The organism is Sphingorhabdus arenilitoris (assembly GCF_042651485.1).
GTDB lineage: Bacteria > Pseudomonadota > Alphaproteobacteria > Sphingomonadales > Sphingomonadaceae > Sphingorhabdus_B > Sphingorhabdus_B arenilitoris.
In genome coordinates, this window is record NZ_JBHSDH010000013.1 from 1,669,661 (window position 1) to 1,681,916 (window position 12,256).

The following is a 12,256-nucleotide window of genomic DNA, read 5'->3' on the forward strand; positions in this document are numbered from 1 at the left end:
CAAGAGCTATCCGCAGGATCCCCAATTACCATGATCAACAGCATCACCATCCGCCGCCCTGATGACTGGCATCTTCACCTTCGCGATGGCGATATGATGCGGGCCGTTCTGCCCTATACTGCGCGGCAATTTGGCAGAGCGATTGTGATGCCCAATTTGTCGCCGCCGGTGACTGATGTCGAAAAAACCGCCGCTTATCGCGGCCGGATTATCGCCGCGATACCGGCTGGATTGGACTTCACCCCGCTGATGACCTGTTACTTGACCGACACCACGGATCCAATGGATGTCGCGCGTGGGCACAGCGAAGGCGTATTTGTCGCAGCAAAGCTATACCCCGCCCACGCCACGACCGGCAGCGCGCATGGCGTCACCGATATTGCCAAAATCTATCCCGTGCTCGAAAAAATGCAGGCGATCGGTATGCCGCTGCTGATCCATGGGGAGGTGACCGACCATCATGTCGATATTTTCGACCGAGAGGCGGTATTTATCGAACGCACCCTGTCCAAATTGGTGCGCGATATGCCCGAGCTGAAAATCGTGTTCGAACATATCACCACCCGCGATGCTGCTGATTTCGTGATTGACGGTCCGGAGACTTTAGCCGCGACAATTACGCCGCAACATCTGCACATTAACCGCAATGCGATATTCGCAGGCGGCATTCGCCCGCATTTTTACTGCCTGCCGATTGCCAAGCGGGAGGAACACCGGCTGCGCCTGCGCGAAGTGGCTGTATCGGGCAGCAGAAAATTCTTCCTCGGCACCGACAGCGCGCCGCATAGCGTCGGCGCAAAAGAATCGGCATGTGGCTGCGCCGGCATATTCGGCGCCCCTTATGCAATTGAAAGCTACACGGCGGTATTTGATGAGGAAAATGCACTAGACCGGCTGGAGGCTTTCGCCAGCGAAAATGGCCCACGCTTTTACGGCCTACCGCTGAATGAAGGCACCATCACCCTGCACCGGCAAAGCCACCAGGTAGAGGAAAAATTGACCGCGGCAGGGGAAGATATTGTTCCCTTTCACGCAGGCGAAGAAATTAACTGGCGACTGGGCTTAAAATAGCCAGCCGCCAGGCACCGGTTTTGTAATGATAACGGATTTAGCCGTTATCTTCTTCCGCTTTATCCAGCATCCGAGTCAGTTCCGCGCTGGCATTTGTTAAGTCACCAGCATCAATATAATTGACACACCGACCGATAAAGTCGTCTTCATCCTTCTTGTTCCGATCCTCGGATTTTTCTTCATCAGGGTCCTGCACAAGAGGGCCTAAGATGTAGCGGGCTAGATCACCCTTTTTTTCGTTCAAAAATTGCCGTGCCAGCACGATCCGTGAATAAGGATCGTATGGCGATAATTTATACCCTTGCTCCAACCCCAATAGCGCAGACTCGGGTATCGCCTCACCTGCCTTATAATAAGACAGATAGTTTAGGATAAGCGAGCGCGCATTGTGATCGTCGGATTCAAATGCCTTTACGAAATAGGGTCGTGCTGCGACATATTCCGAACTATCGGTTTTGCCGCGTTCCATTCGGATCATACCTTTATACAGCAGAGCCTTACTATTTTTGGGATCAACGGCCAACGCGCGATCCGCTGCTGCATCGGACGCAGCGAAGTTTTTGGCATCAAATTCTGCCTCGATCAACGCGTCTAAAACGAATTTGTCATCGGAATATTGCGCTGCAGCAGAACGTATACGGTCAGCCACGCCTGGAGCCGTCGATTTTGTCACACCCCTGGAGGATTTAATCACATAGGGTATCACTGCTTCTTCGGCAGGAGTGAGCTGGCGGACAGAAATGATGGGCTCTTGGTAATTATTTGGTATAAATTCAATCGCCCCGAGAGCCGTGTTTTGATATTTGCGGACCTCTTCCGATAATTTTTCCAAATCGCCGAATGCCGCCTCGGCCGCCTGCATGCTTGTCTTGCCATCATTCACCAATTTCAAATACTCGGTCAATTGCCCAGGCCGCTTATCGGTAAACGTCAGATAATGCGCCAACAACCAACCAACGGAATAAAAATGCCGCGAGTCACCTGGTTCTAATTTTGATGGGGGGAAAAACAGTTTTTTCGCAGGAAATCGCTCATCATATAGAAATTGATTGGCCCTGTGCGTCGCTGGCAAGCCTAAACGAAAAACGCCTTTGGGCTGTATATCCACGGTTCCGTAAACTTCGGCATAGGCTTCCACATACCATGCCGGATAGTTTGCCGGAAAATTCTGCAACATGAAGTGATGCCCATATTCGTGGGCTAATATGATATTCGGATCCAGTTGTTGGTCGCCATCGGACCGTGTACCCAATCCCCTTGCTCTTGGTTTACGGGCGGGTATGAATGCCACCGCACCATTACTACTGGGTATATAGAAACCGGCTACCCCGCGGCTTCCGGCCAGACGGCCAATATCATCTGTATCGCCGAAACGAAAAATAGTAACCGGGACCGGATCCTCATCTTTGGTCATATTTTGCATAGCCCGCATCGCCATATCAACCCGCTCCATGCGCGTAGCTAGTTCCAGCGCTTCTTGCTCTTTACCTTCAGAATATACGACGAAATGGTCGGATTGAGCCCGCCACCATTCGGCCATAGCCGGTGTGGTAAATGCCAAAGCGGAAATCGCTGCCAGTATTTTCACCGATGTGCGCATATTATATCTCCCTGTTATTCCATAATGTTCATCAGGTCTTAAATGGTGCTTTCATACTGCGGATGCCCCCTTAGCAAGATAATATTTTGCTATCGATCTACCCCGCCCAGCATATCGAATCTGAACCCTATGTTTGTTATATCCGTCTTCTTAACGAAAGAAAATATAGACCGCAAACCTCATAAGTGTGCGGTTTAAAGGGAAATGCATCCTATTCCATGTGGCGAAGAAATTAACTGGCGCGTGGCAGATTAGGGGCAGGACACAGCCTGGTTGACAATTTTCGCTCCGCCTTCTTGGCGCATCTCTGTGACCGATAAAACACAAAAAAGGGAGCGCTAAACTGCGCTCCCTTTCATGCGAACCGGGCTCTTACCGGTTTAGAACTTCACGCTGATCCCGCCCGTGATGCGGCGGTCGGTGAAACCTTGGAAGCACAGTACGGCGTTGTTGTTTACGCAGAAAAGCTGTTGATCTTCGCGCAGAAGGTTGATCCCTTCAATTCCGACATTGATATTGTCGGTAATGTCGTAATTGATGCTGGCATTAAGCTGTCCGCGTGCACCAGCAATCACCGGCAGATTCCATCTTTGCTGCTCATTGGTGACATAGTCGGAACGCCATGTGTAGCGCAGCCGTGCGTTCAAACCATATTTGTCGTAGAAGACAGTGGCGTTATAGGCATATTTCGACAGATTGGGCAGCGTGATCTTGCTTTGCAATTCACCAGCATCAAAGCCCAAGCGAACATCAAGTTCACGTGTGCGCAGGCCGGTAAAGAAGGATTCAGCAGAACCGCCTTCTTTTTGGTAAGTGAAGTTACCAATAAAGCCGAAACCAGACGCAAAGCCGAGCGCATCTTCATATGCCGACAAATCATGCTGGAACGCAATTTCGATACCCGTTTGAGTTGTCGACCCTGGTACGTTGAACTTTGAGCTGAGCGGTGCGCAGATACCATTACCGGGGTTCGCTACGTTGTTAATGTTGCGGTTGGCCAATGGGTTAAATATGCCGCCGCCTGGGCAATTTGGATCGATTGAAAATTGCGGGTTCACACCAACAAAGCCGATCGGTGTCGGTGCGTCTACCAAAGTACCGAACAAATTGGTCCGATTTTTGTGGAAGAAACCGACGCTGATCAAGCTGGACCGTGTGAAATAATATTCACCCGACAGGTCAAATGACCATACCACTTCCGGGATTAGATTGGGGTTGCCACCTTCGACAAATGCTTCGGCGGATGTTGAAAAATTCCTCGATGTCGACAGGTCGTCGAAATTGGGGCGACGAATATCGCGTGCGATACCCGCGCGCAGCAAGACATCGGATGCAGGCTCCAACACCGCGCTAAAGCGTGGTAGCAAGAAATTATATTTGGACCGCCGCGTGGTTGTTCCGGTTGCAACGCCGTTTGCGACATTGTTGCCGGTCGATGCCAACGTCGTGCTCAACCAGCGAAGGCCGATATTGCCCCGCGCAGGCATTCCGAAAATCTCACCTTCCATATTCGCTTGAATATAGGCGGCGTTGGTTTTTTCCTTAATGCTGAAGAAACCGACGGCGGATTCGGTCGGGCCAGCCAGCAAAGGCACAGCGGGTAATGTTGGGTTTGCCGTATTGCTGGCGGTGATTGCGTCATTCAACGCGGACAGCACTGCTGCCGGATCGTTGAAGGACAGCGCCCCATCAATGATCAGGAAGTCGCGGAAAAATAACTCGCGGCCATCAACGGAGTTAAAGTTGGTCGGCGCCGCGATTAAGATATCTGCGAACAGATCTCCTTCTGGGCGATTAAACCGGTTCGCCAGCAACGCAGCTGCGTTATTGCTGCCATTTGCGGTTAGTGAAATGTTATTTGTGATGTCATTGTTGATCGCGGAGGTTTCATTCCACCGATAACCAAAATCAACTGAAGTCACAAACGGGTTCAGGTCCGTCGTGTCATAAGTGAAATCAAAGCGAACAGCTTTTTCCTTATTATCAGACCTGCTGGCCCCCTGCGAGACCTGGTTAATCTGATAATTGGCAGGGTTCAGCAATTGCTCCGCACTCGGCGCAAAGGGGCTATTCTGGTCAATTCCGAATGTAAGCCCGTTACGTAGGTCGAATGCCAGCGGCACGCCATTATCAAGGCTGCCCCTACCGAATACCGGTTGCGGTCCTAATGGATTGATAAAATCGAGCGTCGTCGAGAAATTGGGGTTGGTTGTTTTTGACGTCGACAGCGCAGCTTCTGCCCGGACGGTCAGCTTTTCGCCTTCCCATTCAAACCCTGCATCGAACACCCGGCTTTTGGTGACCCGCGATCCGGTATCACTGGAAGTGCGCAAATTTGGATCAACCGTAGCCCCGCTGACGCCGCCAATGCCCAACGTCCCTGCGACCGTTGATTGGATCGAACCCAGGTTGATCGGGCCATTGGGGCCATTCAAACTGCCCAGATTTACAGTTTCAAAGGCGGTGTTGTTCGTTGTATTTACAACGAGCGGCGAAGATACACCAGACAACTGCACGCGGTTGCTTTCCTGCGACCGTTGCTGGTCATTTAAGGTTGCATCAAAATACAGGCGCAGATTGTCGGCTGGTTTCCACTCTAATGCCGCCGTGCCATTGTAGGTTTCATATTCAAAATTGTTGGTTTCCTGTTGGAAAAACTGAATTTGCAGGAAGTTGAAATTTTCGGAGCTTGGACCGGAATTGGCCAGGTTGATTGCGTCGCGGTCGACACGCGGGGCGAATTGCGCAACATCCTGACGTGCATAACTGCCGCTCAATACGATGCCGATTTCACCAATGCCCGTTTCAAACCGATTGCCAATCGTGCCGGAGATGCGGGGCAATGTTGTTTTTGCAAGGTCGCTATTTTCATATTGGACACGCGCTGCGATCAAAGGTTCATTCAAGCTAAGCGGACGGATTGTTTTGAGGTTAATTGTGCCGCCAACCGAACCTTCAATCGTTTTCGCTTCGGGAACCTTCGTTACTTCAACCGCAGAAATCAGCGCTGCGGGTAAATCTTCGAAGCTAATACCTGAACGACCAGCTCCTGAACCTACCGTAGAAACACCGTTAATTTCGGTCCGGTTTGCATCGGTGCCGCGAATCTGCACAGCATTACCCACACCAGCCTGCCGGGTGATTTGGATACCGGTGACATTTTCCAGAACTTCGGCCAAATTCTGGTCAGGGAGCTTACCAATGTCTTCGGCTTGGATGACCTCAACGATATTGTTCGATGCCCGTTTTTCGCCGAGGGCGGATTCAAGTGAAGCGCGGATACCGCTCACCACAATGACATTATCATTCGATTCTTCAGCAGCCGTGTCATCGACATTTTGCGCGAAGCTAGGCGTTGCCGCGCCCATAGTGAGTGCCGTTCCGGCCAATAAGGCGGCAAGCATGCGCCGCGAATCCCGGCCAGACGTAGTTATAGCGTGTTTAGTCATTGAAAATCCTCCCAAAAGCTCTCCAAGATGCGCGCCGACTTACCTTATCGGTAGCGCCCTCAAACATCGGTGAATGAAAAAGACACCGGTGTCAATATTCTTTTCATCCGTTCTTGCGGCAGCATGAGAGTGATGTCAACCAATAAATATGACCAATTATGCAACTAATCCGACATTTATATAATACCAGTATGCTATACCAATTTTGGGTAAGGCATGGTAATGCGCCGAAAAAGCTGCTCAAATGGCAGGCTATCGATATAGTGATAAAGTTTTAGGGGCCTGAGCCCACTAAAGGCCGTGCGGTTAGCGGCGCTCATATCTTTTCAGATTGGAGCCGAGCCGATTGACGCCCAAATTAATCTGATCGCCGGACCAATCCGCAAGGAAAGTGCTATTCCGATCAATACCCGGACCGATGCGCGCGTCATTATTGAAAATAGACAGCCCCGCGCTGCTATGCTTTTTGCCTTCGGGAGCAACGGTAATGAACGCGCTGTAATTTTCTTTATTCTCGCCTTGCACAAATTTATTGCCGCTTATCGTGCCGGTTGCCCCGCCGGGCAGGTCAATCATGTAATTGGTCGTGCGTCCCCGGCTGTCGTCAAAGGCATTGTCGCGAATATCAACGCGGGCGGCGCGGCTTTTTACATAATGGCCGCCATTGCCGCGTTCAAAGCGGCTGTTGGTGACGGTCAGCGAGCCATAATCGCCGATATAGATGCTATGCGCGCAATCAAGCCCGCGGTCACAGCGGCCAAGCCCGGAAAAGGTTGACTGATCAATGCGGATATTTGACGATGGATCAGGCGCGGTCAATATACCTTGCTCGCTGTCGCGGAAGATAGAGCGCGTGACGACCAGATCGCCTTTTTCCAAACGGATCCCCGCGCCATTGGCATCGGGCACAGCCATGCCCTGAAAAATAATACCGTCCACGCTTGCACCGCGCCCCCGCAGCACCAATGCGGCTTTTCCTTCGCAGGTCGCACGGTCAAATATGACCTGACCTATGGCCGCCGCGCGGTAGGCGATACTGCCCTCTTCCTGCACCGCGCATTGTTGATAAAGGCCGGGCCGAATTAATATCGTGCCCTCGCCGTCTCCAATCGCTTTTACCGCTTGGTCCAATATCCTGAATTTCTGTCCAGTTTCGGCAATTTGAAATGGCGCATTCTGATCCGCCTGCGCGGAGGCGTCATGCGCCCAAGCAAGTAATGCGGCAAGACCGACAAGCGAACCGATCATATAAGGCGATTTGGACATAAGGCACCTGTGTCATTAAAATTCGTATCGGCATACAATAACGCCGCTGTTAACTTCCAGAGCATTAACCAAGCCTGATGCAACGAGTCCTACAAAGAGACGAGAAAATCTCAAAAGCTAACCGCTTGTTTATGGGCAGCGGCTTGCCTATGGGGCGATGATGCACCCTGTCACCACCACAGAGCTGTTTTTATTGGCAATGCTCATAATTTATTGCCTGCCCTATTTGGTCTGGCGATTGGGACGAACCGAATATTATGCGCCGCTGGTTGTGGTCCAAATTGTCGCCGGGATTTTGCTTGGCCCCGGCGTATTGGGCGGGATATTTCCATCTTATTACCAAACTATCTTTACCCCTGATGTGATCAAGATGTTGTCTGGCCTTGCGACATGGGCGGTCATGCTGTTTGTGTGGATAGCCGGAATAGAGCTGGAATTGCATAAGGCAAAGGCAAATGCCCGTGAAACCGCCGTGACGGCCGGCCTCGCGATGATCGTACCGATGGCACTGGGCAGCTTGGTTGCGGCGGGGCTGTTAAATAGCAGCAACATTTGGGCGGGAAATAAGGGTAATAATGTCCAAGTGATATTGGGCCTGGGCATGTCCTGTGCCGTCACCGCGCTACCCATCCTAATCCTGTTTATGGAGAAATTGGAGATTTTGCGCGCGCCGCTGGGGCAGAGGATTTTGCGCTATGCCAGCCTTGATGACATTGCCATTTGGGGCGTACTCGCGCTCATCCTCCTCGATTGGGAGAGGATCGGGCGACAGGCGGTATTTTTGGTCGCTTTCATTATTGCGGCATTCCTGATCCGAAAGCTCATGGAGGCGTTGCAGGAACGTGACCGCTGGCCCGTCAGCTTGGTATGGTTAGCGGCTGTGGCCTTGGGCGCGGATTGGTGCGGTCTGCATTTCATGGTTGGCGCCTTTTTGGCAGGTATGGTGCTGGAGGCGCGCTGGTTTAATCAAGAGCGGATGGACCTATTTCGCCATTATATATTGCTCGCCTTCATGCCTGTTTTCTTCCTATCAACGGGGCTGCGCACCCAATGGGAAAGCGGCGGCGTGATGGTATTTGCCGCGGCCGCCGCATTGCTGGTGGCCGCCATTGCGGGCAAGCTGGCGGGCGTGCATCTGGCTGGGCGGATATTGAAATGGCAGAAGGGAGAGGCGAGCATCATCGGCTGGCTGCTGCAAACAAAGGCATTGATTATGATTATCTTTGCCAATGTCCTCCTCGATAAACAGATTATCAGCAACACCAGCTTCACTGCGCTGCTGTTGATGGCGGTCGGTTCGACAATGCTGACGATCCCGATGGTCACGCCCCGCCTTGCAAAGCTGAAAAGCTTGATTGTGCGCGATAGCTGAGACTTTCGGGCTTTGGGTTGCAATCCAAAAGTCTGCGCTTATTTGTGGAGACAGACAATACCCACGCATATCGGCGCGCTCTTCTGGCCGCCAATGTTATGAGGAAAGGATAGACAGATTCTCACCCTGCTTTCACCTGCCAAAAAATTGAAATTCACTCCCGATATGCATGGGTTGGAAACGACCAAGCCGCAGCTATCCGATGATATGCGGGAAATTGCGCAAGTGGCAAAGCAGCAGTCCGCCGCCAATTTGAAAAAACTGATGCATATCAGCGACAAACTGGCCGAATTGAATGCGGAGCGGTTCCAGGCCTTTGACCTGGATGGCAAAAGCAACAGCGCCGCGCCTGCCGGGCTGACCTTTGACGGCGATGTTTATTGGGGGCTGGATGCCCGGTCATTAAGCGCAGCGGCGCTGGATTATGCGCAGGACCATCTGCGCATTTTGTCGGGCCTATATGGCGTGCTGCGCCCGATGGACGCGATCCAGCCCTATCGGCTGGAAATGGGCACCAAAATGGCCAATCCGCGCGGGGCATCTCTCTATGATTTTTGGGGCAGTAAAATCGCGGAAAGCTTGAATGCCGATCTGGCCGGTCATACCCATCCGGCAATCGTAAACCTGGCGTCAAATGAATATTTTAAGGCCGTGGACCGGTCAGCGCTCAATGTGCCCATCATCACGGCGTCGTTCCTGAATATAAAAGACGGCGAGGCCCGGGCGCTAATGTATCATGTCAAATTTGCGCGCGGCTTGATGGCCCGCTGGATCATCGAAAACCGCATCGATCGCACCGACGGATTGAAAGATTTCAATGCCGAAGGCTATCGTTATGACATTAAGGCATCGACCAAAGACGAGCTAATTTTCACCCGCAAACAACCACCGGTAAAGAAATAATAGCGGCGGGCATTACCGTGAAACATGCAGCCCCAATTCCTTGTTGAAATGTTGAGTTATGGCTATCGATCTCGGGAGTCGTGACCCTCACCTAATAATTCGGTACGCCTCAACAAAATGCTATGAATGCGCGTTTTTTGCGTTAAGCTAGGCTAACAAGAAAATAATGTGATCACGGGATGAACGTTTTTTCACTCCAATCATGGGGGAATGACGATCGATTATTTTGACGAGATGCTGCAACCGGGTGGGTCCGATCAGCAACCTGATATGCGTGCACCCTATGCCGGCTATGGCCATTGGTTGCAGCAGGAAAACCCCAAACGTATTATGCAGAAAGCCGCGCAGGCAGAGGCTTTTTTTCGCACCACCGGCATAACATTCAATGTCTATGGAGAGGAAGATGCCGACGAACGCCTGATCCCCTTTGACGTTGTGCCGCGTATTATTGCTGGATCCGAATGGCGCAAGCTATCACGTGGGATCGAACAACGGGTCCGCGCCATCAACGCGTTTCTGCATGATATATACCACCGGCAGGAAATTTTGCGCGCGGGCCGTATCCCGATTGAGCTTATCTCAAACAATGCCGCGTTTCTACCGCAAATGGTTGGCGTTAATCCACCGGGCGGTATTTATACGCATATTGTCGGCACCGACATTGTACGCACCGGCGTGGATGAATTTTTTGTATTGGAGGATAATGCCCGCACGCCGTCGGGGGTCTCCTATATGCTGGAAAACCGGGAAACGATGCTGCAAATGTTTCCGGAGCTATTTTCGCGCATCTCGGTTCAGCAGGTGAGCGATTATCCGGTTAAGCTGCGCCGCTCGCTATCGGATTGCATGCCGGATAAATGTGATGGCAAACCAGTCGTGGCAATATTGACGCCGGGCATCCACAATTCAGCCTATTTTGAACATAGCTATCTCGCCGATCAAATGGGGGCGGAGCTGGTCGAGGGGCATGATCTGCGCGTGGTGGATGGCCGCATCGCCATGCGCACGACGCAGGGTTATACGCCAATCGACGTGCTTTATCGCCGTGTCGATGATGAATATTTGGACCCGCTGAATTTCAATCCAGATTCGGTGCTGGGCGTTCCCGGGATCATGGACGTCTACCGGTCGGGCGGTATCACCATCGCCAACGCGCCGGGCACCGGTATCGCCGACGACAAAGCGCTATATAGCTATATGCCCGATATCGTCGAATTTTATACTGGCGAAAAACCGCTGCTGAACAATGTCGAGACATGGCGGTGCAGCGAGGCAGATCATTTGCGCTATGTGCTCGATAACCTATCGGAACTGGTCGTGAAGGAAGTGCATGGGTCGGGCGGCTATGGCATGTTGGTGGGGCCAGCCGCGAATAAAAAAGAGATACAGGCATTTCGCGCGAAATTGATGGCCAACCCCGGCAATTACATCGCGCAGCCGACGCTGGCGCTGTCCACTGTCCCGATTTTCACGCGTAAGGGATTGTCGCCGCGCCATGTCGATTTGCGCCCCTTTGTGCTGGTTTCGCCAGAGCGGATTGACATTACGCCGGGCGGATTGACCCGCGTAGCAATGACGCCCGGATCGCTGGTGGTGAACAGCAGCCAAGGCGGCGGGACCAAAGACACCTGGGTATTGGAGGAATAGGGCGCATGCTTAGTAAAACAGCGGGCGGTTTATTCTGGATGTTCCGCTATCTGGAAAGATGCGAAAATAATGCACGGTTGCTGGATGCGGGATTTCGTATTGCGCTGACCCGCTCGGCAACGTCGGAGGCAGAGTGGAAATCCATTTTAACGACGACAGGTAGCCTTGCCGATTTTGAGGCGCGCCACGATGGGTTCAAATCAGCCAAAGTCATCAACTTCATGCTGCGTGATCCAAATAATCCATCGAGTATATTATCAACGATGAAAGCTGCGCGCGACAATGCGCGGCTGGTGCGCACGGCGCTTACCCGGGAAGTTTGGGAAGCGACCAATGACAGCTGGATGCGGCTACGTCAGCTGCTGTCGAAACCGGTGAATGAAAATGAAGTGCCCGATGTGTTGACGGTGATCCGTCAGCAAAGCGCTCAGGTGCGCGGCGCGACGCTGGGCACGCTGCTGCGTAATGACGGCTTTAATTTCATCCGCCTGGGGACCTTTTTGGAGCGGGCGGATAATACGGCGCGCATATTGGATGTGAAATATTATCTGCTGCTGCCGTCTATTGCCCAAATTGGATCGGCGATCGATATTATGCAGTGGGAGACGATATTGCGGTCGGTATCGGCGCAGCGTGCCTATCGCTGGCTCAATGGCGCGCAGCTGAGCCCGCTGAACATCGCCGATTTCCTGATCTTACACGGCCAAATGCCTCGCTCGCTGATTTTCTGTAGCGAAAAGATCGCAGATAATCTGGGCTATTTGCAGCGTGATTATGGTGTCGATCATCCCAGCTGTGCGGCCGCCCGGGCATCTGCCGACAGGTTAAAGCACATTACAATTGATCAAATTTTTGAAGAGGGGCTTCACGAATTTTTGGAAGATTTCATTTTGCGGAACGGCAAATTGGCCGCGCAGATTGAAAAAGATTTCCGGTTTCAGGGATAAA

At 52.1% G+C, this 12,256-nt stretch carries 8 protein-coding genes; 5 read left to right on the forward strand and 3 right to left on the reverse strand.

Translation table 11 applies throughout. The annotated features are described in order from the left end of the window. Positions 1-30 precede the first annotated feature (30 nt). On the forward strand, positions 31-1,071 hold the full coding sequence (gene pyrC / locus ACFOWX_RS12315) for a dihydroorotase (protein WP_381424532.1): 1,041 nt from the start codon (positions 31-33) through the stop codon (positions 1,069-1,071). A gap of 37 nt (positions 1,072-1,108) precedes the next feature. Here the strand turns inward: pyrC and ACFOWX_RS12320 are convergent, their stop codons facing one another. The 3 genes from ACFOWX_RS12320 to ACFOWX_RS12330 all read right to left on the reverse strand — a co-directional run bounded on the left by ACFOWX_RS12320 (position 1,109) and on the right by ACFOWX_RS12330 (position 7,386). Then, a complete protein-coding gene (locus tag ACFOWX_RS12320; RefSeq protein WP_381424534.1) occupies positions 1,109-2,671 on the reverse strand; it encodes a tetratricopeptide repeat protein in 1,563 nt (520 codons plus the stop codon). A 380-nt stretch (positions 2,672-3,051) separates the two neighbouring features. Further along, positions 3,052-6,120, reverse strand: coding sequence for a TonB-dependent receptor (locus ACFOWX_RS12325; RefSeq protein ID WP_381424536.1), 3,069 nt, complete (start codon positions 6,118-6,120; stop codon positions 3,052-3,054). Between the two features lie 306 nt (positions 6,121-6,426). Continuing rightward, complete coding sequence (locus tag ACFOWX_RS12330) at positions 6,427-7,386, reverse strand: right-handed parallel beta-helix repeat-containing protein (RefSeq protein WP_381424538.1); 960 nt, start codon at positions 7,384-7,386, stop codon at positions 6,427-6,429. Positions 7,387-7,546: 160 nt separating this feature from the next. Here ACFOWX_RS12330 and ACFOWX_RS12335 point away from each other — a divergent pair, with 160 nt between their 5' ends. The 4 genes from ACFOWX_RS12335 (at position 7,547) to ACFOWX_RS12350 (ending at position 12,255) form a co-directional block, all read left to right on the forward strand. Continuing rightward, the gene (locus tag ACFOWX_RS12335; protein ID WP_381425056.1) at positions 7,547-8,758 is read left to right on the forward strand and encodes a cation:proton antiporter; all 1,212 of its coding nucleotides are present in this window, start codon (positions 7,547-7,549) and stop codon (positions 8,756-8,758) included. A 126-nt stretch (positions 8,759-8,884) separates the two neighbouring features. Beyond that, the gene (gene yaaA, locus ACFOWX_RS12340; RefSeq protein ID WP_381425058.1) at positions 8,885-9,661 is read left to right on the forward strand and encodes a peroxide stress protein YaaA; all 777 of its coding nucleotides are present in this window, start codon (positions 8,885-8,887) and stop codon (positions 9,659-9,661) included. A gap of 210 nt (positions 9,662-9,871) precedes the next feature. Next, positions 9,872-11,308, forward strand: coding sequence for a circularly permuted type 2 ATP-grasp protein (locus ACFOWX_RS12345; RefSeq protein WP_381424540.1), 1,437 nt, complete (start codon positions 9,872-9,874; stop codon positions 11,306-11,308). A 5-nt stretch (positions 11,309-11,313) separates the two neighbouring features. Then, positions 11,314-12,255 (forward strand): alpha-E domain-containing protein, encoded by a 942-nt coding sequence (locus ACFOWX_RS12350; protein ID WP_381424542.1) that lies wholly within the window; start codon positions 11,314-11,316, stop codon positions 12,253-12,255. The last annotated feature ends 1 nt before the right edge of the window (position 12,256 follow it).

Bases quoted from the DNA above. Each gene is read 5' to 3' on its own strand.
- ACFOWX_RS12345 (WP_381424540.1), top strand. From the start codon at position 9,872: ATGACGATCGATTATTTTGACGAGATGCTGCAACCGGGTGGGTCCGAT.
- ACFOWX_RS12330 (WP_381424538.1), bottom strand. From the start codon at position 7,386: ATGTCCAAATCGCCTTATATGATCGGTTCGCTTGTCGGTCTTGCCGCA.
- ACFOWX_RS12320 (WP_381424534.1), bottom strand. From the start codon at position 2,671: ATGCGCACATCGGTGAAAATACTGGCAGCGATTTCCGCTTTGGCATTT.
- ACFOWX_RS12325 (WP_381424536.1), bottom strand. From the start codon at position 6,120: ATGACTAAACACGCTATAACTACGTCTGGCCGGGATTCGCGGCGCATG.
- ACFOWX_RS12335 (WP_381425056.1), top strand. From the start codon at position 7,547: ATGCACCCTGTCACCACCACAGAGCTGTTTTTATTGGCAATGCTCATA.
- ACFOWX_RS12350 (WP_381424542.1), top strand. From the start codon at position 11,314: ATGCTTAGTAAAACAGCGGGCGGTTTATTCTGGATGTTCCGCTATCTG.
- pyrC (WP_381424532.1), top strand. From the start codon at position 31: ATGATCAACAGCATCACCATCCGCCGCCCTGATGACTGGCATCTTCAC.